Origin of the sequence: Bradyrhizobium sp. IAR9 (genome assembly GCF_013408065.1) — a bacterium.
Classification (GTDB): Bacteria; Pseudomonadota; Alphaproteobacteria; order Rhizobiales; family Xanthobacteraceae; genus Bradyrhizobium.
In genome coordinates this window covers 77,626-100,832 of record NZ_JACBZW010000016.1, presented here as the reverse complement: position 1 = coordinate 100,832, position 23,207 = coordinate 77,626, and the positions used below count along the sequence as shown (strand labels likewise).

General features: G+C 65.3%; 24 protein-coding genes and 1 pseudogene. 10 read left to right on the top strand and 15 right to left on the bottom strand.

Annotation, left to right across the window (positions count from 1 at the left end; genetic code table 11):
* Positions 1–100: 100 nt before the first annotated feature.
* The 5 genes and pseudogenes from GGD67_RS32695 to GGD67_RS32675 form a co-directional block, all read right to left on the bottom strand.
* Positions 101–1,076 (bottom strand): annotated as a pseudogene (locus tag GGD67_RS32695) (cation diffusion facilitator family transporter).
* Complete coding sequence (locus tag GGD67_RS32690) at positions 1,073–1,972, bottom strand: NAD(P)/FAD-dependent oxidoreductase (RefSeq protein WP_179738577.1); 900 nt, start codon at positions 1,970–1,972, stop codon at positions 1,073–1,075. The pseudogene GGD67_RS32695 and the gene GGD67_RS32690 overlap by 4 nt, the downstream one beginning before the upstream one ends.
* A complete protein-coding gene (locus GGD67_RS32685) occupies positions 1,969–3,045 on the bottom strand; it encodes a flavodoxin family protein (protein ID WP_179738575.1) in 1,077 nt (358 codons plus the stop codon). The genes GGD67_RS32690 and GGD67_RS32685 overlap by 4 nt, the downstream gene beginning before the upstream one ends.
* A 64-nt stretch (positions 3,046–3,109) precedes the next feature.
* Complete coding sequence (locus GGD67_RS32680) at positions 3,110–3,310, bottom strand: hypothetical protein (protein ID WP_179738573.1); 201 nt, start codon at positions 3,308–3,310, stop codon at positions 3,110–3,112.
* A 2-nt stretch (positions 3,311–3,312) separates the two neighbouring features.
* Positions 3,313–3,519 (bottom strand): hypothetical protein, encoded by a 207-nt coding sequence (locus GGD67_RS32675; RefSeq protein ID WP_179738571.1) that lies wholly within the window; start codon positions 3,517–3,519, stop codon positions 3,313–3,315.
* A gap of 255 nt (positions 3,520–3,774) precedes the next feature.
* Here GGD67_RS32675 and GGD67_RS32670 point away from each other — a divergent pair, with 255 nt between their 5' ends.
* Positions 3,775–4,059, top strand: coding sequence for a hypothetical protein (locus tag GGD67_RS32670; protein ID WP_179738569.1), 285 nt, complete (start codon positions 3,775–3,777; stop codon positions 4,057–4,059).
* A gap of 180 nt (positions 4,060–4,239) precedes the next feature.
* Here GGD67_RS32670 and GGD67_RS32665 read toward each other — a convergent pair whose 3' ends face one another.
* The 5 genes from GGD67_RS32665 to GGD67_RS32645 all read right to left on the bottom strand — a co-directional run bounded on the left by GGD67_RS32665 (position 4,240) and on the right by GGD67_RS32645 (position 10,419).
* On the bottom strand, positions 4,240–4,440 hold the full coding sequence (locus GGD67_RS32665; RefSeq protein ID WP_018320604.1) for a hypothetical protein: 201 nt from the start codon (positions 4,438–4,440) through the stop codon (positions 4,240–4,242).
* 407 nt (positions 4,441–4,847) lie between these two features.
* Positions 4,848–5,594 (bottom strand): Crp/Fnr family transcriptional regulator, encoded by a 747-nt coding sequence (locus tag GGD67_RS32660; RefSeq protein ID WP_179738567.1) that lies wholly within the window; start codon positions 5,592–5,594, stop codon positions 4,848–4,850.
* Entirely contained in the window at positions 5,594–8,764 is a 3,171-nt protein-coding gene (locus GGD67_RS32655) for a CheR family methyltransferase (protein ID WP_179738565.1), read from the bottom strand. The genes GGD67_RS32660 and GGD67_RS32655 overlap by 1 nt, the downstream gene beginning before the upstream one ends.
* Positions 8,765–9,135: 371 nt before the next feature.
* A complete protein-coding gene (locus GGD67_RS32650) occupies positions 9,136–9,402 on the bottom strand; it encodes a hypothetical protein (protein WP_179738563.1) in 267 nt (88 codons plus the stop codon).
* A 9-nt stretch (positions 9,403–9,411) separates the two neighbouring features.
* Positions 9,412–10,419 carry a chemotaxis protein CheB gene (locus tag GGD67_RS32645; RefSeq protein ID WP_179738560.1) on the bottom strand — a complete coding sequence of 336 codons (1,008 nt, stop codon included), beginning with the start codon at positions 10,417–10,419 and terminating at the stop codon, positions 9,412–9,414.
* A gap of 86 nt (positions 10,420–10,505) precedes the next feature.
* Here GGD67_RS32645 and GGD67_RS32640 point away from each other — a divergent pair, with 86 nt between their 5' ends.
* Positions 10,506–10,910 carry a response regulator gene (locus tag GGD67_RS32640; RefSeq protein ID WP_179738558.1) on the top strand — a complete coding sequence of 135 codons (405 nt, stop codon included), beginning with the start codon at positions 10,506–10,508 and terminating at the stop codon, positions 10,908–10,910.
* A gap of 47 nt (positions 10,911–10,957) precedes the next feature.
* Entirely contained in the window at positions 10,958–11,227 is a 270-nt protein-coding gene (locus GGD67_RS32635; protein WP_179738557.1) for a hypothetical protein, read from the top strand.
* Positions 11,228–11,489: 262 nt separating this feature from the next.
* Here the strand turns inward: GGD67_RS32635 and GGD67_RS32630 are convergent, their stop codons facing one another.
* Positions 11,490–12,272: an SDR family oxidoreductase gene (locus GGD67_RS32630; RefSeq protein ID WP_179738555.1), complete on the bottom strand. Its 783-nt coding sequence runs from the start codon at positions 12,270–12,272 to the stop codon at positions 11,490–11,492.
* A gap of 175 nt (positions 12,273–12,447) precedes the next feature.
* On the opposite strand from GGD67_RS32630, the gene GGD67_RS32625 reads away from it, so the two are divergent.
* From GGD67_RS32625 to GGD67_RS32605, 5 genes are all read left to right on the top strand, one after another.
* Positions 12,448–13,623 (top strand): zinc-dependent alcohol dehydrogenase, encoded by a 1,176-nt coding sequence (locus tag GGD67_RS32625; protein WP_018320611.1) that lies wholly within the window; start codon positions 12,448–12,450, stop codon positions 13,621–13,623.
* 11 nt (positions 13,624–13,634) lie between these two features.
* On the top strand, positions 13,635–14,201 hold the full coding sequence (locus tag GGD67_RS32620) for a hypothetical protein (RefSeq protein WP_018320612.1): 567 nt from the start codon (positions 13,635–13,637) through the stop codon (positions 14,199–14,201).
* Positions 14,182–15,786, top strand: a complete 1,605-nt coding sequence (locus GGD67_RS32615) for an alpha-amylase family glycosyl hydrolase (protein ID WP_179738553.1) — start codon at positions 14,182–14,184, stop codon at positions 15,784–15,786. Before GGD67_RS32620 ends, GGD67_RS32615 begins: the two co-directional genes overlap by 20 nt.
* Positions 15,787–15,966: 180 nt before the next feature.
* A complete protein-coding gene (locus tag GGD67_RS32610; protein WP_018320614.1) occupies positions 15,967–16,146 on the top strand; it encodes a hypothetical protein in 180 nt (59 codons plus the stop codon).
* Complete coding sequence (locus GGD67_RS32605) at positions 16,143–17,318, top strand: DUF305 domain-containing protein (protein WP_179738551.1); 1,176 nt, start codon at positions 16,143–16,145, stop codon at positions 17,316–17,318. The genes GGD67_RS32610 and GGD67_RS32605 overlap by 4 nt, the downstream gene beginning before the upstream one ends.
* A gap of 12 nt (positions 17,319–17,330) precedes the next feature.
* On the opposite strand, the gene GGD67_RS32600 is transcribed toward GGD67_RS32605, so the two are convergent.
* From GGD67_RS32600 to GGD67_RS32585, 4 genes are all read right to left on the bottom strand, one after another.
* Positions 17,331–17,939, bottom strand: a complete 609-nt coding sequence (locus tag GGD67_RS32600) for a cysteine hydrolase family protein (protein WP_179738549.1) — start codon at positions 17,937–17,939, stop codon at positions 17,331–17,333.
* 107 nt (positions 17,940–18,046) lie between these two features.
* Entirely contained in the window at positions 18,047–18,853 is an 807-nt protein-coding gene (locus tag GGD67_RS32595; RefSeq protein ID WP_179738547.1) for an N-acyl homoserine lactonase family protein, read from the bottom strand.
* Between the two features lie 9 nt (positions 18,854–18,862).
* Positions 18,863–19,252: a carboxymuconolactone decarboxylase family protein gene (locus GGD67_RS32590; RefSeq protein WP_008557256.1), complete on the bottom strand. Its 390-nt coding sequence runs from the start codon at positions 19,250–19,252 to the stop codon at positions 18,863–18,865.
* 41 nt (positions 19,253–19,293) lie between these two features.
* Positions 19,294–20,649 (bottom strand): MmgE/PrpD family protein, encoded by a 1,356-nt coding sequence (locus GGD67_RS32585; RefSeq protein ID WP_179738545.1) that lies wholly within the window; start codon positions 20,647–20,649, stop codon positions 19,294–19,296.
* A gap of 228 nt (positions 20,650–20,877) precedes the next feature.
* Here GGD67_RS32585 and GGD67_RS32580 point away from each other — a divergent pair, with 228 nt between their 5' ends.
* Together GGD67_RS32580 and GGD67_RS32575 are read left to right on the top strand one after the other, a co-directional pair.
* The gene (locus GGD67_RS32580; protein ID WP_179738543.1) at positions 20,878–21,771 is read left to right on the top strand and encodes an NAD(P)-dependent oxidoreductase; all 894 of its coding nucleotides are present in this window, start codon (positions 20,878–20,880) and stop codon (positions 21,769–21,771) included.
* A 29-nt stretch (positions 21,772–21,800) separates the two neighbouring features.
* Positions 21,801–23,195: an MmgE/PrpD family protein gene (locus GGD67_RS32575; RefSeq protein ID WP_179738541.1), complete on the top strand. Its 1,395-nt coding sequence runs from the start codon at positions 21,801–21,803 to the stop codon at positions 23,193–23,195.
* Positions 23,196–23,207: the final 12 nt, after the last annotated feature.

Sequence of the window (23,207 nt, the reverse complement as noted above, 5' to 3'; positions counted from 1 at the left end):
CTCCGTTGCGCATCGGTATCCCCCGCTCCACCAAGGCAAGGCAACGCCCTTCGTTCCTGGTTCCGGCCGATTGTGACGTCCGCGGAACCGCGATGCGGCGCTAGCCGAAGCGCCTCTCGCGCAGCGCGCGGTAGCGGACATTGGTCTGCGGCTTGATGAACAGCGCCGCCACGCCCGGATGCCGCTTGCGGGTTTCCGCCTCGATCGCAATGACACATTGCTCGATGTCGTCCGCGCGCTTGTCATCCGCAAACTCGACGCTCAGGGCGGCGACGATCTCAGCCGGCGACAGCTGTACCGTCAGAAGGCCGTTGGCCCTGAGCACGCCGGGCGAGCGCCTTGCGATATCCAGGACGGACCGCGCCAGCTCCGGATCGGCAGGCTCGCCGATCAGCAGGCTCTTGCTCTCGCGCGCGAGGCCGACGGACGTGATCGCCAGCAATATGCCGATCAGGATCGAGCCGATGCCGTCCCAGACCGGTTGCTCCAGCCATACGGCAGCCGCTGTGGCCGCAGCAGCGATGGCGATGCCGACCAGCGCCGCACTGTCCTCGAGCAGCACCATGAATGCCGGCGGATCCTTGCTGCGAACGAACGCCTGGTAGTATCCGAAGCGCCGGCCATCGGCGCTGAAGTGCCGCAGGGCGACCAGCCAGGAGCCGCCTTCGAACAGAAACGACAGGCCGAGCACCACGAAGCTGACCATGGGATCTTCGATCGGCTCGGGTGCGGCGACGTGCAGAATGCCCTGATACAGCGAGACACCGGCGCCCAGCGCGAAGATGAGCAATGCAACGATGAAGCTCCAGAAATACAGCTCGCGCCCATAGCCGAGCGGATGGCATTCGTCGGGCGGACGGCTCGCGCGCCGGTAGCCGTAGAGCAGCAGGATCTCGTTGGTGGTGTCGACGAGCGAATGCACGGCCTCGCTCGTCATCCGCCGAGCTTCCCGTCCACGCAGCGGCGCCGATCTTGGTGACCGCGACGAGGACATTGCCGAGCAGCGCTGCGTAAACAGAGGTCTTCGTCGAAGATCCGGCCGCGACGTCTTCGATGTCTGGTGCCGCGCTCTTCATGCCAGGCGCCGCGGCAGGCTGTGGTGGATCGAGCATGCGGCAACCGCGGCGTGGCCGAATGCGACCGAGATCTGGTGCAGGTCGGTGACGACGTCGCCGATGCCGTAAAGGCCGTCAACCGAGGTACGCTGATGGTCGTCGACCTTCAGATAACCCTCCCCGGTATGATCGGCGCCCAGCGAGACCGCGAGCTGCGAACGCACCTCGGCCCCCATCGCCGGATAGACCGTGTCGAATTGCATCGTCCGGCCATCGGCGAAAACGGCCTCGAGGCCCCCCACCCTTCGCCGCAAGCGCAGGTCGGGCGCGAACACGATGTCGACGCCGGCCTCGACCAGCTCCGATGTCACGCTCTCCTCGTCGTCCTGTCCGGTCGCGAGCAGCGTCACCTCGCGCGAGTAGCCGCGCAGGAACAGTGCCTTGCCGGCGGCCCGGCCAAGCGGACCGACGACGCCGATGCGGCGGCCGGTCGCCTCGAAAGCGTCGCAGACGGGACAATAGCGCAGCAGCCCGTCCGCGACCGCGGCGCGCCATTGCTCGAATGGCGGATGGCTGTCGACGATGCCGCTGGCGAGGATGACGGTGTTGGCCTCAAGCGCGCCGCCGTTCGAGATCGCCTGAAAGCCTTCGTCGCGCCGCTGCAAGGCGGTAACCTCGGCTTCCACGCGCTCGACGGCGAGCTCGCCCAGCTGCGCCGACATGCGCGCGATCAGGTCCGCGCCTGATAGTCCGTGGACGAAGCCGGGAACGTTGTGGCTGCGCGGGATCAGCGCGGCCCGGCTGGCGCCAAGGTCGACGACGCAAACGCTGCGGCGGAAGCGTGCCAGATAGATCGCGGCCATCAGCCCGGCAGGGCCGCCGCCGACGACCAGGCAATCGAACCGCGCGCCGGTCATTTGGGATTCGGATCCGCAAGACCGGCGCCAGGCTCCTGCAGCTGCCCACTCCGCGCTAGGCGGACGGCATTGCCGAGCGCGCGCGCCGCGTTCCGGACCTCCTGCTGGAATTCCCCGTCGTCGTCGAGCTCGCGATGCGAGGTGGCATATGGCTCCATGTAGCCGACATAGCCGTCGAGCTCGGCAAAGCGCCCCGCCGAGATCAGCTGCATGTCGGTCAGCCAGTCCGACAAAGCGCGGCGCACGCCCTCGGCACCGACGGCGTCGCCATGAACGACCACGCCGAAATGACGGCCGGCGAGATGGCGCGGATAGGGCCAGCCCTTCAGCTCCATCGCCTTGGCCTCATCGGCCTTCTTGCCATGCGTCGAGGTCGGATCGGGATTACCGCCGTCGGCGCAGACCATGCGGTCCATCATCGCCTTCAGCCCGGACGGCACGTGGTACCAATTCACCGGCGTCACGATCAGGATGCCGTGGGCCGCGACCCATAGCGGATAGATCTCGTTCATCCAGTCGCCGGTCTGCCCCAGCGAATAGTTCGGATAGCAGCTGCACGGCCAGTGACAGAGCGGCATGGCCGTGCCGACGCAGGATTTGCAGGGATGAATATTCTTGCCGAACTCCGAGGCGAGGCGCGACAGATCGAGGATGTCCACCGCAAACCCCATCTCGACGAAAACAGGTTCGGCCAACTTGACCAGACGCCAGGTCTTGGACATCTCGCCGGGACAGGTGTGCTCGCTCCGGGCCGAGCCATTAATGATGAGAATGCGCGGCGTCTCCTGCGCATCGTCATGCCGGCGCTGCGCCGCCAGGATCTTCGCGCGCGCGTCGAGCCAGTCGATAGCAATGTCGTAGTCGGGGTCGGAGAAACCCGCGCCCGCCTTCCGCGTCAACGGCGCCTTGCGCGAATGGCTATAGGCGTCCCAGGCGGCACCGACGACGGCATCGAGCTCGCGCTGCAGCGGGGCAAAGGCGGGATCGATGAACTGACGCTTGTAGCGCCGTTCGAACTCCTCGCGCGACAGCTTGACGGGCGGCATCCCCTTGCGAATTTCGGCATCCGTCATGCTGGCTCCCGGCGAAGTCGGTATCATCCGACCAACCCGGGGGGCAGCAACCGGTTCCTTGCCGCTACTGGCGCGCCACGTCCTGCGGCGTATCGAATTTCGCGATGCGCTGGTCCAGCCGCCACAGCTCGATGCGATGGGCCAGCACGAGCGAGGCGGCCTCGCGCTTGGCCTGCTCGTCATTATCGCAGACGAGATTGATGCATCCGAACACATGCCCGTCCGGATCGATCTGGAACGCGCGGTAGTGCTTGAAGCTGCGCATCGTCACTCTCCTCGTCTCGTGCAGACCGGTGCGCTCAGCCAGTCCGTCAGGTTCGAGGTCACTTCGTTCTGCTTGGCGCGCCGCAGCAGCATCTCGCGCTCCCTGCCAGGCGGCAGGCTGCGCGCGCGTTCGCGGGCGTTTTCGGCAAATGCGGCCAATCGCTCCTGGAGCGATCGGGTCTGTTTCCTGCGGTTGCGTTTGGCGGTCATTGTTCTTCACGGTGATTTCGGTTGGACGGAAATCGGCCCCGGCGGGCGATCGGACGCCGGGGTCGAGGTTCTCTTGTCATTCAGCTTCCGTCGCAACGGCGGGTTCCGGCATTTCAAAAAGTTAAAGCTGCGCGATTTTGCGCGAGGACGGCGGAATCGTCCCTCGTGCTCGCGTGCCGTTCGTCACGATAATCGACTGCGCCGGAACCGAAATGCTGATTCGCATGTTCAAGAACGACTTGAAGGAGGATCATCATGGCAAAAGCAGCATGGAAACGGCCGGGCTCACCGATCGGCCGCAAGGGACCGCGCAAGGCCAATCCCGCGTACAAGCGCCGTGCGCGCCAACCGTGGACGCCTGCGGATGTGAGCAAGCTGAAGCAGCTCGCGAAGGGAAACACGCCCGCGGGCGTGATGAGCATCAAGCTGCAGCGCCCGGTCGCGGCCATTCGCAGCAAGGCGCAGCGCGAAGGGATTTCGCTGAGGCCGGCCAACCGCTCGCCCTACAACCGGCGAACCAAAACCGCGAAGCGGCGTTGACTGAAGGCACCGCCGGGTGACAACCGGACACAACGGGGACGATGGACGTGGCGCTCATTTTTCCGGTTTCTGCCCACGACATCAGCGCATCGGTACGCGCCGACATCTAACCCGTTCCCGGCGCGTGCCGCCTGAATTGCTGCACGCTTCGCTCCGTTCACACGCCAGGCCAAGCCGGCGTCAAACCGGCGGCTGCAAGCCCGGCGAGCGCAGCCACTCGCTCATCTGGGACCCGGTCTCCGCCTGGCGCGCCTTGCGCAACATCTCGTCGCGCGCCGCTCCGGGCGGAAGCGACTTGGCTTCTTCGCGCAGCCGCTCCGCTTCGGCGGTCAGACGCATCTCCAACAGATCCGTTTGCTTCACTCGACGCCGCGTCAACATGGGCGTTCTCCCTGATCACTGGGTCGGAGCGCTCCGTTGCGTTCTTACCGATTGAGGTCATCGCGCATAGCGATGGTTCTAGAACGTTCCAGAACCGCAGCGGTTGCAGGCCAGGCGCATCCATGGTCGCGGCATAACCTAGGTTAAATTAGTCGGTGACTAAATTTGCTAATCTTGGAACATCGAGTGACCGGCTTGGATTGGTGCAAATGGACGACTATCGCCGACTGCAGAAAACCTGCGAGAGCCAGGCCGCTCTTAGCTCCTCCCCCGCAACGCGGACTGCGCTGCTGGAAATGGCGGAGGAGTATCGCAAGCGAGCCGAATGCACGGCGCTTCGGGGGGGCGAGCCGGCCAATCCCGGACGCACCGAAGGTCTCGGTTAAGCCAGCCCTGTCCCGGCCTGATCAATCGCGCCGATAGAGCTGCAGGTAGTTCGGCGAGAACAACGCCGCGTCCTTGAGCGCGTCGAGATCGTTGATGGTCAGCGTGCGGTCGCGCAGCACGATCAGACCGGTCGCACGCAGCTCCTGCACCGTCCGGTTAAGATGCACCACCGACAACCCGGTGGCGTCGGCGAGGTCCATCTGCGTGACCGGCATGACGCAGGAATTGCCGTCGACCATCCCGACGGGACGAAGCCGCTCGAATATCTCGCAGAACAGATGCGCCACGCGCTCCAGGGCGGTGCGGCGACCAAGGTTAATGGCCCATTCGCGCTGGATGGCGTTGTTGACGAGGGTCTCGCACCAGAACGCCTCGGCGAGCGAGCGATCGCTCATCGTCAGACTTTCGAAACGCGCGCGCTTGATCTCGGCGTAGACCACCGGCGTCATTGTCGCGATGGAATGGTCCATCACGGGGAGCAAGAACGCGTGCGCGTCACAGCTCTCGCCCGGAAAGATGAAATTGACGATCTGGCGCCGGCCGTCCTCGAGCGTCTTGTAGCGGCAGAGCCAGCCTGATAGCACCACACGGACGCTGTCGACGGGATCGCCCTCCGAGATCAGGTCTTCACTCGCCCCGGCGCGCTCGAGACCTTCGAGCAACGCATATTCAAGCGACGCACGGGCCTCCGACGACAACGGCCGCATCACGTTCAGCCGGCGAATGACCAGCTCCACCAGGCTGCGATCGGAGGTCGACAAGGACATCAGTCAGCCATCGCCGGTGTGTGGAACGTGCGCCTGCTCAGCGGAATAGCGATCGTGCATTGCAGCCCCGGGGGGTCGAATGCCAGGGAGGTCTGCCCCTTGAACTCGAACGCCAGCGTGCGCTCCAGAAGCTCCGTGCCAAAGCCCTTTCGCGGCGGCGGCTTGACCTGTGGCCCGCTGCGCTCGCGCCATTCGAACACCAGCTCCGCGGGCTCCGTGCTTTCGTCGATGCGCCAGCCGATTTCAATACGCCCGCTCGGCTGGCTCAAGGCGCCGTATTTCAGCGCGTTGGTCGCAAGCTCGTGGATCGCGAGCGCAAATGTTTCCGCGGCTTTGGGCTGGAAACGCACCCTGGGGCCGGAGACCCGCATCTGCTCGCCTTCCCTGGCGTTGTAGGCCATGAGCTCCTCGACCACGAGATATTCGAGGTCGACACCGCCTTCCGGATCGCGTGTCACCAGCGCCTGGGTGCGGGCAAACGCGTTCAGCCGTCCGTCGAGATGGGCGGCGTATTCCTCGACGGTTTTGCTCGATTCCGCCGAGCGGCGGGCGATCGACCGCACCACGCTGAGCGTGTTGCGGACCCGATGCTGGAGCTCGGCCAGCAGCAGGCGCTGCCGCTCCTCGGCCCGGGTGATAGCGGTGACGTCGATGAAGGTGATGACGACCCCGGCGATGAAATTGTCGATGCTGCGGTAAGGCAGGATGCGCACGATATAGCGTGTGCCGCTGTCGGGCGCGCTCAACTCGCGCTCGACGCTCGCGAGTGTGCGCAGCACGCGGCGGACGTCCTCATAGAGCTCTTCGATGGGAACGCGGGCCTTGATGTGAGCAATGGGGCGGCCGGTGTCGGTTTCGACAAGATGCAGGATCTGGGTAATCGCCGGGGTGAAGTTCATCACGCGCAGATCGTTGTCGAGGAAGACGGTGGCGATCTGGGTGCTTTCAAGGAAGTTCTTGAGATCGCTGGTGGCTCGCGTCAATTCCTGGACGCGATGGGCCAGCTCGCCGTTGACCGTGGTCAGTTCCTCGTTGACCGACTGCAACTCCTCGCGCGAGGTCTCGAGCTCCTCGTTGGCCGACTGCAGCTCTTCGTTGAGGGACTGATATTCCTCGTTGGAGGATTTCAGCTCTTCGTTGGTACTCTCGAGCTCCTCGATGGTTGCCTGGAGGCGCTCGCGCGTGGCGCGCAACTCGCTTTCGAGACGCTCGACGTGCTCGGTGCGCACCAAGGCGCCGGGATTGCCCTGGTCGGCCTCGATAGTGCGGACCGGGCCGTCCTTGAACAGCACCACGAAGTTGCGATGGCCGCCGGCGCCGTCCTGGATCGGCTCGACGGTGATGTCGACGAGGACTCGGTGGCCGTTGACCCCGAGTTGCACCTGCTCGGCGTGAGCCGGCTCGCTGGCTTCCGCCGCACGGCTGAGCGCGGTGCGCAATTCAAGCCGGAGATCGCGGTGCACGAGCTGAAGCAGGTCGAGCGTGGCCGCGCCTGCCGTCGGCTCGATGTAGCGGCCGGTACGGCCGGAGAAGTGCAGGATCTGGAAATTGTCGTCGGTGATGACATAGGCCGGCGCATAGCGCTCCGCGATGCGCTGGGCGCGGCGTTCCAGGCCGACATCGGGGCCGAACGAGCGCACAGGCTGCAATTCGACCGGCACCCTCCCCGCCGACGTCGTGATCGGAAATTCCGGCGGCAGCCGCGTTCCGGTCTCCAGCTTCCTGAAGATGCGGGCGCGGCGATCGATTGGAACGAACAACTTGGGATGCCGCGTCACATTCTCGGAATTGCCGAGGAAGAGATAGCGCTCGGGCAGCAGCGCGAAGTGGAACAGCGGGATCACCCGGTTCTGCAGTTCGGCATTAAGGTAGATCAGCAGATTGCGGCAGGAGACCAGGTCGAGCTTGGAGAACGGCGCGTCCTTGATGACGTTGTGCTGCGAGAAGATGCACATTTCGCGCAGCTCCTTGACCACGCAGTAAGTATCGCCCTCGCGCACGAACCAGCGCGCCAGGCGCTCGCTGGTCATGTCGGCCTCGATATTGGTGCGATAGCGGCCGACGCGCGCGGCCGCCAGCGCACGTCCGTCGATGTCGGTTGCGAAGATCTGGACCTGCGGGCTGGAATCCATCCGCGCCATGTGCTCGCGCAGGAGAATGCCGATCGAATAGGCCTCCTCGCCGGTGGCGCAGCCGAGCACCCAGATCCGCACCTGCTGACCCGCGCTCTTGCCGTCGAATATCTTCGGGACGATCTGGTTTTCCAGCACCTCGAATTCGCGCTTGTCGCGGAAGAATTCGGTGACGCCGATCAGGAGGTCGTTGAAGAGGTTCTGCGCCTCGTCCTTGTCGTTGCGCAGGAAATCGACATAGGCGGCAATCTCGTCGATCTGGACCACCTGCATGCGCCGCTGCACGCGGCGCAGGAATGTATTCTGCTTGTAGCCGTGGAAATCGTTACCGGTCTTGGTGCGCAGGATGTCGGCGATGCGTGACAGCGAGGTCGCGGCCGCGGCCAGAACCTCGTCGAAGCCTTGCTTCTCCTCCAGGCGCCTGAGATGGCGGGCGTAGACCTGGATGTGCTCGGGGATCTCCTCCGGCGGCAGCACGTAGTCGGCGATGGACGCGGGCGTGTTGCCGTCGATCAGATGCTCGGCTTCTTTCTGGCTCGCGACCCTTTCGGCGATGGCCAGGCCACCATGATCCTTCAGCGTCGCGGTGCCGAGCGTGCCGTCGCCGCCGGTGCCGGCGAGCAGAACGCCTATGGATTGCTCGGCGCGTTCCTCCGCGAGCGACACCAGGAAGCTGTCGATCGTGGCGCGCTCGCCCGGGGCCTGCTCGGCCTTGCGGATTGCGAACCGGTCGCCCTGAATGGTGGTGATCATCGCCGGCGGGCAGAGATAAATGGTGCCGCCCTCGACCGCATGGCCGTCGACAATCTCGGCGATCTTGCCGCCGTTGGAATTTCGCACGGCCTCGTGCAGCCGCGGCCCGTCGAAGGCCTCGTGATGCTGAAGCGCCAGCACGATGGCCTGATCCGCCCCGACGGTCAGCTTGGCGAAGAAGCGCTCAATGCTGTCCAGTGCACCAGGGGAAGCGCCGACGCCGATAATCAGCGGGGCTTTGATCTGGCGCTCTCCATCGACCGGCTGGCCGCCGACTTCATTCATGGCTCTGGTAGCTCTCTTTCGCTTGCCGGGACCAAAGGGCGCCCGGCCCATGCAAATAGCAGAAATCGATATTACCCCAACAGATCAAAGGCCAAAATGTCCCGATGCTTTTTCGATTCCCGGCCCAGGCGTTGCCAGCCCGGGCCGGAAGGCCCATACTCCGTCGGTAGCGCAGGACCGCGCGATGCCGATCTCTCAGGAACTCTCGCCGGAACTCGCGGCCCTAATCAGGCGCGCCGAGGACGCTGTTGCGACGGCCCGCCGGCTCCTCGACGAGAACGGCCGCTATCGCCGCCGCGCTGAGCGGCAGCTCGATTGTTTGTTCGAGCTCGGCGCAGAGTTCAGAAGGCCGGCTTCCAGCCGCCTTCCGGCTACCCCGTCTCGACCTGCTGCCGGAGATAATTGACGCGTTGCACGATCAGCACGCGGTGGCGCTCCCATTCGATCAGGGTCTGCTTGAGCAGGTCGACGAGCCGCTCCGCCTGGCGTGTATCGTGACCATCGGCCATCAGCTCCCGCACGCGATTTTCCTGATCGCGGATGCGCTGCCAGCCCTCCTCGATGTCCTTATCGGCCTTCACCAGAAGGCGCTGCTCGGCATCGAGCTGCGCAGTGCGTTCGGTCAGGGAGATGGTCATGGTGAGACTTCATGTCTCCCGTTTGCCTACAGCAGGCTCGAGCGACTGTAGCACGACGCGGCGAATCATGTCGGCATATTCGCGGTACTCGGCCGCGCGCGCCTCGTACATCTCGGCGACCGCAAGCCGGCCGCTGCGGCGGCCATCGGAGGCCATACGGTGCACCAGTTCCGCGCGCTCCTCGATGATGCGTAGTGCGACACGCAGGGCCTCGTCCACCCGCCCCTCCTGCTCCCTCGCGAGCGCATCGGCCGTATAGGCGTGGCCGACCTGGCAGCGGAAACGCAGCGGACGCGCTTCCTTGATCTCGGACATGACGCCGCCGCAGGCCGGGCAAGTCAGGGCAACGGGGTCGGCCATCGCAGAGAGATTATCGCTGCCGATCCGGTCGCCGGCTGCGATCTCGACCTCGAGCCTGATCTCGGGCGGAATCGGCAAAACCGCTCCGGCCTTCTCCCTGACGAGATCGGACAGGACGTCGCCCATACCGGCGCCGGGCACGCAGAGATCGATGGTGGTTGCCTCCATCGCGCGCCTGGGCATTTCGTCGGAAATGGCGTCCGCGGGGTCCTGGACCACCGCCATTCCGCCGCAGCGTTTGATGGCGTTGAGGCCCGCCGCCCCGTCGGACAACAGGCCGCTGAGGAGCACGCCGATCACGCGAGGCCCGTGATGGAGAGCCGCCGAGCGGAACAGGGCGTCGATCGCGGGGCGGACCATGTTCTCGCGCGGTCCGCGCCCGAGGAAGATGCGATCCTCCGCCAACAGCAGATGATGGTCCGGCGCCCCCAGATAGACGTGGCCGGGCTCGATTTTCATGCCGTTCTCGGCCTGACGCACCGGAAGCGGCCCGGCACTGCTGGCGACCGTCGAGAGTATGCCGATCCCCTGCGCCGGAATGTGCAGAACGACGAAGACGGCAGCCGGCAAACCCGCGGGAAGATGACCCAGGATCTGCTTCAGTGGCGCGGTCGCTCCGGCCGAGCCCCCGATGACGATGATATCGCGGTTGCTCATGGAACCCGCCTTCGGTTGTATCGTTTGCACCAAGGCGCCCTCCGGCCTTATGTTCCAAATATCGAGGAGGGAACGTCGGAGGGATCATGTCCGTGTCGCCCACACCGTCACGTCAACGCGCGCCGCTGATGGGTCGCCGTATCCTCGTGGTTGAGGACGAATATTTTCTCGCCGACGACATCGGCAACGCGCTGCGCACGCTGGGCGCGGAAATCGCAGGTCCGGTCGGCCACATCGAGGATGCGGTCGAGATGCTGCACGATGGCGGCGTTCTCGATGCCGCGGTGCTCGACGTGAACATCCGCGCCGCGCCGATCTTTCCGATCGCCCGGGAGCTCAGGGCGCGCCATGTGCCCTTCGTGTTCACGACGGGCTATGACAGGATCAGCATCGGGGCGGAATTCCAGGACGTGCCGCTCTGGGAGAAGCCGATCGACATCACGGCCATGGCGGACAACCTTGCAAGCCTCGTCGGTGGTCAACCGGGATGATGCGATGCAGCATCACCACCGCCTCTCGCAAACGAGAGTGACGTTCGATGATCTACGCACCCGATACCAACATCGACAAGCAACTGCTCAGCCATTCGCACGAGCTGGTTCGCGAGGCCATGGCGCTGCTGCGCAGCAGTGACCATCTCGTGAGTGCACTGCGCCTACGCGACGAGCTCGAGCAGGAACGCCGCACCCGCCGCACCCCGCCGGCGGGCGCGACCGCTGATTTGCAGGTTCGCAGACGATCAGAACAGATGCGCGAAGGCGAGCCAAGCGGTCACCGCCAGGCACAAGACAACGGCGGCGTAAGGTAGCGCGACGCGCAAGACGGCAAGCCTTTCCGCGTCAGCTCATCATCATCCAGGCAAATGCCGCCAACATTACGAGAAAACCCGTGATTGCGGTCGCGACAAAAGCCTGTTCGATGCGATCCATCGCTATCTCAGCCCCGTTCCAGCCCACATAATCTGACTGCTTCGGGGCCGCCGCGCATTAGGCTATGTGAATCGGCTTTCCTCCTTTTGTCGGCCCGCTTGTTCAGCCGCGCAGCGCCGCGGAAATTGCGGCGACATCGCCCTACGACTTCGCCGTGCCCGGCTCGGCCATCTTGCGATGCTGCCGGGCCAGCATCTCGTTCGGCGTGACGTTGGCGACCGTGCTCTGGATCTTGTTCTTCAGCCCGGTGACGACATCGGACTCGCCGCGCAGCATCGCATCGAAGCCGGCCTTGGCGACGTCGTACGCGCCGTCCTTCTGCTCAGTGCCGACCTTGGTGTCCATCATGTCGGCACGGCGGAAAAACTCGGTCTCGGTGGCGCCCGGCATCAGGCAGGTGACGGTGACGCCGCTGTCGCGCAATTCCTCGCGCAGCGCGAACGAGAATGAGTCCAGGAACGCCTTGCTGGCGTTATAGGCCGCCTGGAAACTGCCGGGCGTAAAGCCGGCGATCGAGCCCGTGATCAGGATGCGCCCGGACTTGCGCCGCAGCATCTCGTTGCCGGCGCGATGGATCAGATAGAGCGTGCCGGTGATGTTGGTGTCGACGAGATGCTTGATCCTGGCAAAATCCTGATCGAGGAAAGCCTTGCCGAGGCCGATTCCGGCATTGGCCAAGAGCGCATCGATCGGCCGGTCGCCGACCGCGGCGCAGAGCTTGTCGACGCCCTCGGTGGTGGCGAGATCGGCTTCAACGGCCTCCACGCTGACGCCGAGCCTGCGCAGATCGACCGCCACCCGCTCGATCATCGGCTCGTCCGCGGCGATGACGAGGTTGAAACCCGCCTGGGCGCAGCACCTTGCGAGTTCCAGGCCGATACCGGTGGAAGCGCCGGTGACGATTGCGAGTTGATTGGCGGGCATGAGCGTGTCCTCGCTTGCGGTTGATCACGCCCAATCAATGCGCCGCGCGCTCGTTCCTATCCGCGTCGCGATTTGCGCCAGCCGGTGCAGTGCGAAGAATTTGCGCGCGGCGATAGCAACCATCGTTCACCCCTCGACTTAGATGGCCAACTGGTTCAGTCGGGAGGACGGAAGGATGAAGGCGCTGGTTTGGCACGGCAAGGAGGACATCCGCTGCGACACCGTCACCGATCCGGAGATCCAGGACCCGCGCGATGCCATCATCAAGGTCACGAGCTGCGCGATCTGCGGCTCCGACCTGCACCTCTTCCACAATTTCATCCCGGGCATGCTGCCCGGTGACATCATGGGCCACGAGACCATGGGCGAAGTGGTCGAGGTCGGCTCCGGCGTCGACGGCAAGCTGAAGAAGGGCGATCGCATCGTCGTGCCCTTCACGATCATCTGCGGCGAATGCGACCAGTGCAAGCGCGGCAATTTTTCCGTATGCGAGACCACCAACCGCAAACGCCATCTGGCCGACAAGGTGTTCGGACACACGACGGCCGGCCTGTTCGGCTACACCCATCTGACCGGCGGCTATCCAGGCGGCCAGGCCGAATATCTCCGCGTGCCCTATGCCGATGCCACCCACATCAAGGTGCCGCCAGGCATTCCCGACGAGCAGCTGCTGTTCCTCAGCGACATCTTCCCGACCGGCTGGCAGGCCGCCGTGCAATGCGACATCGAGCCGACCGACACCGTCGCGATCTGGGGCTGCGGTCCCGTGGGGCAGATGGCGATCCGCAGCGCCATCCTGCTCGGCGCCAACCAGGTGATCGCGATCGACTGCCTGCCCGAGCGGCTCAGCATGGCGGAAGCCGGCGGCGCCACCATCATCAACTTCGAGACCGAGAGCGTGGTGGAACGGCTGAACGAGCTCACCGACGGCAGGGGACCGGAAAAGTGCATCGACTGCGTCGGCATGGAATCGCATGTGATGGCCTCCCTGCCCGACACGCTGCTCGACCGCGCCAAGCAGATGGTGATGGCGGAAAGCGACCGGCCCCACGTGCTGCGCGAGATGATCTATGTCTGCCGGCCCGGCGGCATCATCTCGGTGCCCGGCGTGTACAGCGGCCTGTCCGACATGCTGCCGATGGGCGCGTTCATGAACAAGGGCCTGACGATGCGGACCGGCCAGACCCACGTCAACCGCTGGACCGACGACCTGCTCCGCCGCATCGAGGAGGGCGAGATCGATCCCTCCTTCGTCATCACCCACACCGTCCCGCTCGAACAAGGACCGGAGATGTACCAGGTGTTTCGTGACAAGCGCGATTCCTGCGTCAAGGTCGTGCTGAGGCCCTGAAGGAGCAAGCCATGTTTCATTTCTCCAACATCGTCCGCACCAAGGGCGATCCGAAAATCGTCGAGGGCGGGCCGAGCCTGAAGCGGCCTGAAGATCAGCTCGCCCGCGCGCTCGGCTGGTTCAGCATCGGCCTTGGCGTCGTCGAATTCTTCGCGCCGAGACGCGTCACGGAAACGCTGGGCATGGAAGGCCATGAGACCATGGTCCGCGCCTTCGGTGTGCGCGAGATCCTGGCCGGGATCATGTCGCTGTCGGTCGACAAGAACGCCGGCCTGTGGGCCCGCGTCGGTGGCGACGGTCTCGATGCCGCCGCGCTGCTGTCGGGGCTGACAGCCGACAATCCCAAGAAGGGCAACATCGCGCTGGCGCTCTTGATGGTCGGCGGCATCGCCATGCTCGACTACCGCGCCGCGCAGGACACCAGGCCGAGGCGGCCGCCGCGCGAGGCACGGCGCAAGCTGTATCCGAACCGCAGCGGCTTCCCCAAGGGCATCGAGAGCGTCAGAACGGCGGCCAGGCAGATCGCAGCGCCCGCCGATAATGAGGTGAAGCAAGGCGATGAGCGTCGAGTCCCGTGATAAGGCTGCGTGGTGGGAATCCGCCGTCATCTACGAGATCGCACCGATCTCCTTCCAGGACTCCAACGGCGACGGCAAGGGCGATCTCGCCGGCTTGCTGTCGCGCATCGACTACCTGAAATGGCTCGGCGTCGACGCAGTCTGGCTGACGCCGATCTACAAGAGCCCGTTCCGCGACCTCGGCTACGACATCTCCGACTATTGCGCGATCGATCCTGCCTTCGGCAGCCTCGAGGATTTCGACCGGCTGCTCGAAGCCCTGCACGCCGAAGGCATCCGACTCATCCTCGACCTCGTTCCCAATCACACCGCCGATGATCACGAATGGTTCGTCGAGAGCTCCAGCTCGCCCGCCAGCGCCAAGGCCGACTGGTACATCTGGGCCGATGCGGCCGAGAACGGCGGGCCGCCCAACAACTGGCGTAGCCGCTTCGGCGGCAGCGGCTGGGAATGGTGCGAGGCGCGGCGGCAATACTATTATCATTCCTTCCTGGTGGAGCAGCCCGACCTCAACTGGCGCAATCCGCAGGTGCGCGGCGCGATCGCGGGCGTGATGCGTTTCTGGCTCGACCGCGGCGTCGACGGCTTTCGCGTCGATGCCAGCGCGGTCCTGATCAAGGACGAATTGCTGCGCGACAACCCGCCCAATCCGGCGGCCGGGAGCAAGCCGCCGCCGCAGCGCCAGACGCCCGTCTTCACCGACGACCGGCCGGAGACGATGGATTGCATCGAATTCATCCGCGAGGTGATCGACGGCTATCGGGGGCGCATGCTCTGCGGCGAAGTCCAGGGCAAGACCGATCGCGTCGGCCACTTCTACGGCAACGACAAGCCGCGCCTGCATCTTCCGCTCAATTTCGCGCTGCTGGATACGCCGTGGAGCGCGCTGTCGCTGCAAGCGGCGATCGACGCCTATTTCAACGCCCTGCCCGCGCATGCCTGGCCGGTCTGGGTGATCGGCGGCCACGACAAGCAGCGGGTCGCCAGCAAGATCGGCGAGGCGCAGATGCGCGTGCTGGCGATGCTGCTGATGACGCTGCGGGGAACGCCGTTCCTCTTCATGGGCGACGAGATCGGCCGCAAGCGCGTGCCCATTCCACCCGACCGCGTCCATGATCCTTTCGAGAGGCTGGTGCCGGGATATGGCCTCTGCCGCGATCCCGAGCGCGCACCGATGCGATGGGACGACAGCCCCGACGGCGGCTTCACCACGGGCCGTCCGTGGCTGCCGCTGGAGCCTTCCGATGGCGCGGCCAATGTTGCCGGGCAGCGGCGCGACGAGCATTCGATGCTGGCGCTGTTTCGCGCGCTGATCACGCTGCGGCGCGAGCATGCGGGCCTGCATCACGGCGGACATGAGCCGCTGCGCGCGCAGAACGACGTTCTCGCCTACAAGCGGACCGACGGGCGCAACGAATTTCTGGTCGCGCTCAACATCGCCGCCGAGCCGCGCAAATGGCACTGGCTGGGCCGCGGCCGCCTGCTGATGTCGACGCATCTCGACCGGCCGCCGGAGCCGCTGCCGGATGCTTCCATCCTGCTCCGGGGCAATGAAGGCGTGATCATCGCGCTCGATCCGCGCTGAAGGCCGCGAGGAACCATCCGCGCGTCAGAGAGTCTGATCAACGCCTCCGACGTCCCCCCTGCCGGAGGCAGACAGCACGAAACCGCAACCCCGGCGCTCACCGCCCCTTCAGGCGCCGGGGTTAGCGGCGTGGGTCTGGGAGGCAGGTCACCTTGGGAGACAGCCATTTGGAGACAAGCCATGGGCAAGACAAAGGGACTTCAGCAACGCATCGTCGGCAAGACCAGGCAAGCCGTCGGCGAGATCATCGGCGACCAGGATCTGCACGATGACGGCAAGGCCGAGGCCGAGCGCGGCCGCGACGAACGGGACAAGCCGAGTGAGCTCAACCCGCTGAAGAAGCTCAAGCAGCTGACGTGAACGCAGAGCCGCGACCAGCACTTGCCAATGCAGCGCGGCGCACTGACAAAGGCTCGTCGCGGGTCACGGGGAGACGACGACGTTCGCGCTGGATTGCCGCCGCCGAGCTCGGCCTGATCAGCAGCACCTTCTCGACCATCGTCAGCCAGCTGTTCGCCGCGCGGATCGGCCGCGATGCCGCGGTCGACTGGATGACGGTCGCCGCCATTCCCGCGCGCGACTGGGCGATCAGCGCGGAGCCGTCATGGAGTGCGGTCCTGACCGGGATCGCCTTTCATCAATGGGCGGATTTTTCCTGGGCGCTGGTGTTCTTCGGTGTGCTCGGACGCTGGACCGCCGAGTTGCGGCCGGCGACTATCCTGCTGCTCGCGCTGCCCTGGGCCGCGTTCTCGTCGGCCACGGAATGGTTCGTGCTGGTGCCGCTGTTTCCGTTCTGGCAGCCGCTGTTCACGCTGCAGCAGCCCTATTGGATCGGCCTGCTCGTTCATGGCACCTCGGCCCTGATGTATCCCCTGTTCGCCCGGTTGCGCTGGAGACGCGGCGCTGCAGCCGGGCGCGATATCCGTTTCACCAATGCCTGGATCACCGGTGCGCTGGCTGTGATGGCCCTGCTCGGCGTGATCGCGCTATTCGGCAGCCACGGCTACGAGCCGCCCTGGATGGGCCGCGACAGGGATGCGGACCAGACCTATATCCGTCACATGACGGCGCATCATGCCCAGGGCATCGAGCTGGCCCGGATCGCCGTGGAGCGCGCCCAGGACCCGCATCTGCGCAAGCTCGCGATGCTGATGGTCGCGAGCCAGGCCGGCGAGAGCCGGATCTTCGAGAACTGGTGGCTGAGCTGGTTCGACACGGAGATGCCCGACTGCAGCACCGAAGAGCGTGCCGCCATGCCGGGCTTCCTGACTCAGGCCGAGATGCGACAGGTCAAGGCCGCGCCGGCGGACCGGTTCGACGCGGTGTTCGTCGAGACCATGAGCAGGCATCACATGGGCGCGGTCAGGATGGCCGACCGGATGTGGCGGAGTAGCGGAGACCCGCGCCTCCGCATCATGGCGCATGCCATTCGCCACGCCCAGCAGGGCGAGATCGCGCTGATGCACGATGCGAGCGGCGTTTCGGCGGTCGCCGCGGCCGTCCACAACATGCTCGCCGACAACGTCAATTGAGCGGATCGCCTCCTACTCCCGCCAGAACTCCGCCAGTTCTTCCGTCGTCACCAGGTCAACCTGGCCGTGAAAGCGGGTGCGATACATCGTCATGAGCGCGTCATGCCCGACGTCGGACGAACTGCACAAGGCGTCCTCGACGATGACGACCCTGAAGCCGAGATCGACCGCGCTCAGGACCGTCGAGAGCACGCAGACATCCGTCTCAGCGCCCGAGATCACGACCGTGCCGACGTTCTTGTCGATCAGCAGGCCCGCGAGGGCGGGATTGCTGAACGCCGAATAGGCCGGCTTGTCGATCATGGCAGCCGGCGGAACGAACTTGCTCAGCGCGGGCACCAGCTCGAGCGCGGATGGCGGCAGATGCTTGCGCGTTGCCTGGCTCCAGCGATGAAAATAGCGCTGCCACTGGCCGGGACGGTCTTCCGGATCCTGCGGCGTGATGAAGCGCGTGAAGATGGTTCTGGCCTGGTGGCGCGCGACGATCGAGACGATCGCCGGCAGGACCCGCTCCATCCATGGCGTCGCCCACAGACCGCCGGGGGCGAAAATGTTCTGCATGTCGATGCAGAGGTGAACGGCCTCCCTGACCTCGGCCACTTCCGACGTGCTGTCCCTCATCGTCCTCCACCGTCAAGCATTCGGCGATCCATTGCGAATGCGAAGGCGGTGGCTTTGGTTCCGAACCGCCGCGGTGCAGAGGCAGACCTGGAACCCGCGACGCGCGGTTACGCCGGCGTTGCGGTCGGCGCCACGTCGAGGCGAACCGCAATCCCATTCAGCTCCGGGCTTGGCGCCGGGTAGAGCGTCATGACGCGCGGATCATGGCCGGGGACGATGTGGTCCGCGCCAGGCGCCGCGACGCGCAGCTTGTCGAAGCCGACAAGCATGTCGCCGACATGAAACGCCGTCGTGAACGGACGCTCGCTGGTCATGTTCTCGTAGAAATGACTGACGTCGGAAGCGAGCACGACAGGGCCGCGGCGTGTGTTGACGCGGACGAATTGAAGACCGGCGGAATGCCCGCCCGCCGCATGCACCGTCAGCCCGGGCGCAATCTCGGCATCGCCGTCGTAGAACAGCACCCGGCGTGCGTAATTCAGCCGCACGATCCCGCAGACGTCCTCGACCTCGAACGAATGCGACAGCCGCGGATATTGCATATAGCGCCCGGTGGCATAGGCGAGCTCGCGTTCCTGCAGATGAAATCGCGCGTTCGGAAACCGGTCGAAATTACCGACATGGTCGTAGTGCAGATGCGTGAGGATCACATCCCCGACGTCGGCAGGGTCGATATCGAACGCGGCAAGCGTCTCGACCGGGCAGCGCAGGAAATTTCGCCTGCGCTGCCTGGCCACTTCCGCGTTGAAGCCGGTGTCGATGACGAAGCTGCGCCCGCCTCCCCGCGCCAGCCACATGAAATAGTCCATCGGCATCGGCCCGTCATGCGGGTCGCCGCCGATGAAGTGCTCGCTCCGCTGCGCATCCCGCGTTGCGTAGCGGATGGCGAAGAGCTCGTAGTCCGGGTCAGCCATGGGAGTAGCTCAGGAACCGGCCGCGTCGACCTCGTTGAAGGCCTCGCGCGCATTGCGGAAGGCGTCGATGCCGGCCGGAACGCCGCAATACACCGCGACCTGGAGCAGGATCTCCTTGATCTCCTCCTTGGTCAGCCCGTTCTTCAGGGCGCCCTTGACGTGCAGCTTCAGCTCGTGCGGACGGTTCAGCGCGCCGAGCATGGCCAGATTAACGATCGAGCGCGTGCGACGGTCGACGCCGGGCCGCGTCCACAGCGCACCCCAGCAGAATTCGGTCGACCATTCCGCCATAGTGCGCGTAAACTCGTCGGCGCCGGCAATCGACTTGTTGACGTAGTCCTCGCCGAGCACCTCCTTGCGAACCTTGAGGCCCTTTTCGAACAGTTCGGTCTTGCTCATGATCGTCCCTTTCAGGTCTTGAGAGTTTGGTTGGAAGTTGATTAGCGCGATGCCGGTCGCAGCGATTGCAGGAGATTGCCGACGTCGTCGACCGAATCAAGCCGCCAGACTGCGTCGATGACACGGTCCGCATCCCAGTCGCTTCGGCCGGTCCGCACGGCCTCGCGCAGCTTGGCCTCGAGGTCGCGATCTGAGAGCGGCGCAGCAAGACTGCCACGCGGCGAAATGACGGTCTCGGTGAGGACCTCACCGGACGACAGTCGCAACGTCACGCGCGCGGCGCCATCGGGCATCTCGCCGTCCAGCTCCGCCCTCACCTTCTGCCGCAGCTGCACGATATCGGGCCGGACCACAGCCTCATGCGCGAACTCGGCGACCCCGGCCGTGCCGAGCAATAATCCGCATGCCACGCAATGATGGATGCTGACGCGCGCATCGCGCTGGTTGTTGACCGGGCGATCGCCGCGGGCAAGCAGCAGCGCCGAGCCTTGCACCGTCACCAGCTCGATCTGGTCGACCCGCCCGCCGATGCGCTCGCGCAATGAGAGGCAGGCGTCGATCACCGCGTGAAAGACGATGCCGGCGGGATAAGGCTTGTAGGTGTTCTTCGCGATCTCCCAGGTCTTGCCGAGACCATCGAGCAGGCAAGCAATATCGGGCTCGTCTCCCATGGTGCGCGCCCAGCCGAGCGGGCCTTCGATGGCGCGGGGCGCCGCTTCATAGCCCTGCTGCGCAAGCAGTGCTGCAAACAATCCGTTCCGCGCCGCGTTGCCGACGCTGACATTCTTGGCTGCACTGGGCAGGTTCTCGACATTCCCCGCCGACTGGCTCGCCGCGAGCCCGATTGCATTCGCAATCCCCTCCGCGGGCAAGCCCAGTAGTTTCGCGCACGCCGCCGCCGCGCCAAAAATCCCGCAGGTCGAGGTGATGTGCCAGCCGCGCGCGTAGTGGCGCGGCGAGACTGAATTGCCGATGCGGCATTCCACATCCACGCCGAGAATGAATGCGGTCAACACCTCCCGGCCCGACAGTTTGCGCATCTCCGAAAGCGCCAATATCGGCGCAGCAACTGGCGCGGCGGGATGAATGATCGTCTCGGGATGGGTGTCGTCGAAGTCGAGCAAATTGGCCGAGATGGCATTGAGAAATGACGCACACAACGCATCCATCGGCTGCGAGTGACCTATGACCGTCGATGTCGCGGCCCCGCTGAACGGCGACAGCGTGCGCATCGCCGAGATGACCACGGGATCGCGCGCGGAGCCGAGCGCCGTCGCGAAGAAATTGAGAATCGATCGACGCGCCTCAAGGCTCTGCGCCTCCACCTCCGCCCAGGACGAAGCAGCGACGAAATCGGCGAGCGTCTTGCTCACACTCGGAATTGGGACTTGCGGCACGCGGAGCGTCTTCCTCGTTTTCCCGAACCTTATGCCGATCCGCGGCAAACTGTCGACCCTAAATGTTATGCTTGACAGCTTGTCTGACAATCATAACAATCTGGCCCGTTGGCGCGGGATCCCCGCTGCCACGACGACGGCGGCCGAGACGGCCGGCCGGCGAACGCGTTCGACCAACGAGATGAAGAAGGCGCGCCCGTCACGGGATCGCGCGACAGGGAGTAGACGATGGCGGGAGAGATTCTCGGCGTAATCGGCACGGGCCGCATGGGCGGCCCGATGGCGGGACGATTGATGGACGCGGGCTATTCGCTCGTCGTCTATGACACGCAGGTCGAGGCGACTCAGCCGCTGGTCAAGCGCGGCGCACTGCTCGCCAGTTCGCCGGCCGACGTCGCCTCACGATCCGACATCGTGCTCGCCAGCCTGCCGACGCCCGACATCGTCAAGGCCGTTGCGCTCGGCCAGGACGGCATCAGCAGCGGCAACCGTGCGAAGATCGTCATCGATCTCTCGACGTCTGGGCCCGGCGCAGCGAAGTTCGTTGCCGAAGGCCTGAAGGCCAAGGGGATGACGCTCGTCGATGCGCCCGTGAGCGGCGGCATCAAGGGCGCCGTCAACGGCACGCTCGCAGTGATGGTCTCATGCCCGCAGGCGACTTACGACACCGTGCAGCCGATCCTGAAGAACTTCGGCAAGCTGTTCTACACCGGCGACAAGCCGGGCGTGGCGCAGACCGCCAAGCTCGCCAACAATCTGATGGCAGCAGCCGCGCTCGTCATCACCTCGGAAGCCGTCGCGATGGGCGTCAAGGGCGGCGTCAACGCAAAAGTGCTGATCGACATCATCAACGCCAGCAGCGGCCGCAACAGCGCCTCCGAAGACAAATTCCCCCGCGCGGTGCTGCCCGGCACCTTCGATTTCGGCTTCGCCACCGGCCTTTCCTACAAGGACGTCCGTCTTTGCGTGGACGAGGCCGAGGCGATGGGCGTGCCGATGGTCTGCGGCGCGGTGGTGCGGCAGATGCTGGCGATCACCAATGCCAAATACGGCGCCTCATCCGACTTCACCTCGATCGCCAAGGTGCTCGAAGAGTGGGCCGGGGTCGAGATGCGCGGCTGATCGCACAAGCCAGGGGAGAACGACCGGCGATGACGACCGGCCCGTCAAGATCAGGCAAGATGCCGCTCGCGCGCCAGATGGCGCGGAGCGTGCTCGCGCGGGATCTCGGAGGTTTCGGGCCGGAAATCATCGCCAAGGCAAAACTCTGCCTGCTCGACTTCCTGTCCTGCGCCTTCGAGGCAGGCCATCATACCTGGAGCCGCCAGGCGATTGCGATCGCGCAAGCCGGCGACAGCGCAACGATCATCGGGACGTCGCAACTCTCCTCGCCAGCCGACGCAGCTTTCGCCAATGCGGTGATGGGGCACGGTCTCGTGCGCGAAGACATGCATGCGGCCAGCATCGCGCACCACGGCGTGGTGATCTGGCCGGCCCTTCTCGCGCTGTCCGAACAAACGCCGCTGCACGGCGCCAGACTGCTGACGGCCGCCATCATCGGCTATGAGACCGGCGCAAGGATCGGCCGCGCGCTGTTGACCTCGGACCTCGCACGCCTCTATCGCCCGACCGGCCTCGTGGCCCCCTTGGGCGCCGCGCTCGCGGGAAGTTTTGCACGCGGCCTTTCCGAGGACCAGGCCACCAGCGCGATCGCGATCGCGGCCAATACCTCCAGCGGGCTCAACGAGTGGCCGCATGCCGGTGGCTCCGACATGTATTTCCATCCGGGCTTTGCAGCCAGCAATGCGATCAAGGCAATTGGCCTGGCCGCAGCCGGCGCCTTCGGCTCGGAAACCATACTGGAGGGTGAAGCCGGCCTGTTCGCCGCTTATCGCCGCCAGGCCGCGCCGGACAGCATCGCGCTCTTCCCCAATGGCGAGTGCGAGATCATGGCCGTCTACAACAAGCCGGTGCCGGCCTGCAATTTCGCGCAGACCGCCGCGCAAGCGGCGCTACGCGTTTCGCACGAACTCGCCAGCGCGGAGGAGATCGACCGGGTCGTCATCCACGCGCCGGATGCGGCGGTTCGCTACCCCGGCTGCGACTCCATAGGTCCCTACCGCAATGCGCTCCAGGCCAAGATGAGCATTCCCTTCAGCGTCGCGGCGACGCTGGCGCGGGGCGAGATCGAGGAAGACAATTACGCCGAGCTCGACGATGCCGACGTCATCCGCCTGATCTCGGTGACCGAGCTCAAGGCTGACGCCGGCTTCACCGCCGCCTTCCCCGGCAAGCAGGGTGCGGAAGTGTCCGTGCAGCTGCGCGACGGCCGGACCATCCGGCACGCTCTGCCCGACGTCATTGCCGCAACACCTGCGGATATTCGCGCACGCTTTCGCAGCTCGGCAGCGGGAGTCCTCGGTGAGGACCGCGCGCATCGGCTCGAGCAACTCATCGACGATTGCGAGCAGCTCGGCAATGCAGGCGACATCGCCGCGCAGTGCCGCCTGAACGCAACGGAACGGGCTTTACGATCGGCATCATGAGAAGTGCCGGAG

Excerpts from the sequence above, each read along its gene's own strand:
- GGD67_RS32685 (WP_179738575.1), bottom strand. The coding sequence starts at position 3,045 with ATGACGGATGCCGAAATTCGCAAGGGGATGCCGCCCGTCAAGCTGTCG.
- GGD67_RS32675 (WP_179738571.1), bottom strand. The coding sequence starts at position 3,519 with ATGACCGCCAAACGCAACCGCAGGAAACAGACCCGATCGCTCCAGGAG.
- GGD67_RS32595 (WP_179738547.1), bottom strand. The coding sequence starts at position 18,853 with ATGGCTGACCCGGACTACGAGCTCTTCGCCATCCGCTACGCAACGCGG.
- GGD67_RS32580 (WP_179738543.1), top strand. The coding sequence starts at position 20,878 with ATGGCGGGAGAGATTCTCGGCGTAATCGGCACGGGCCGCATGGGCGGC.
- GGD67_RS32575 (WP_179738541.1), top strand. The coding sequence starts at position 21,801 with ATGACGACCGGCCCGTCAAGATCAGGCAAGATGCCGCTCGCGCGCCAG.
- GGD67_RS32690 (WP_179738577.1), bottom strand. The coding sequence starts at position 1,972 with ATGACCGGCGCGCGGTTCGATTGCCTGGTCGTCGGCGGCGGCCCTGCC.
- GGD67_RS32670 (WP_179738569.1), top strand. The coding sequence starts at position 3,775 with ATGGCAAAAGCAGCATGGAAACGGCCGGGCTCACCGATCGGCCGCAAG.
- GGD67_RS32645 (WP_179738560.1), bottom strand. The coding sequence starts at position 10,419 with ATGAGCAACCGCGATATCATCGTCATCGGGGGCTCGGCCGGAGCGACC.
- GGD67_RS32610 (WP_018320614.1), top strand. The coding sequence starts at position 15,967 with ATGGGCAAGACAAAGGGACTTCAGCAACGCATCGTCGGCAAGACCAGG.
- GGD67_RS32680 (WP_179738573.1), bottom strand. The coding sequence starts at position 3,310 with ATGCGCAGCTTCAAGCACTACCGCGCGTTCCAGATCGATCCGGACGGG.
- GGD67_RS32635 (WP_179738557.1), top strand. The coding sequence starts at position 10,958 with ATGATCTACGCACCCGATACCAACATCGACAAGCAACTGCTCAGCCAT.
- GGD67_RS32620 (WP_018320612.1), top strand. The coding sequence starts at position 13,635 with ATGTTTCATTTCTCCAACATCGTCCGCACCAAGGGCGATCCGAAAATC.
- GGD67_RS32665 (WP_018320604.1), bottom strand. The coding sequence starts at position 4,440 with ATGTTGACGCGGCGTCGAGTGAAGCAAACGGATCTGTTGGAGATGCGT.
- GGD67_RS32600 (WP_179738549.1), bottom strand. The coding sequence starts at position 17,939 with ATGAGGGACAGCACGTCGGAAGTGGCCGAGGTCAGGGAGGCCGTTCAC.
- GGD67_RS32615 (WP_179738553.1), top strand. The coding sequence starts at position 14,182 with ATGAGCGTCGAGTCCCGTGATAAGGCTGCGTGGTGGGAATCCGCCGTC.
- GGD67_RS32640 (WP_179738558.1), top strand. The coding sequence starts at position 10,506 with ATGTCCGTGTCGCCCACACCGTCACGTCAACGCGCGCCGCTGATGGGT.
- GGD67_RS32625 (WP_018320611.1), top strand. The coding sequence starts at position 12,448 with ATGAAGGCGCTGGTTTGGCACGGCAAGGAGGACATCCGCTGCGACACC.
- GGD67_RS32655 (WP_179738565.1), bottom strand. The coding sequence starts at position 8,764 with ATGAATGAAGTCGGCGGCCAGCCGGTCGATGGAGAGCGCCAGATCAAA.
- GGD67_RS32590 (WP_008557256.1), bottom strand. The coding sequence starts at position 19,252 with ATGAGCAAGACCGAACTGTTCGAAAAGGGCCTCAAGGTTCGCAAGGAG.
- GGD67_RS32650 (WP_179738563.1), bottom strand. The coding sequence starts at position 9,402 with ATGACCATCTCCCTGACCGAACGCACTGCGCAGCTCGATGCCGAGCAG.
- GGD67_RS32630 (WP_179738555.1), bottom strand. The coding sequence starts at position 12,272 with ATGCCCGCCAATCAACTCGCAATCGTCACCGGCGCTTCCACCGGTATC.
- GGD67_RS32660 (WP_179738567.1), bottom strand. The coding sequence starts at position 5,594 with ATGTCCTTGTCGACCTCCGATCGCAGCCTGGTGGAGCTGGTCATTCGC.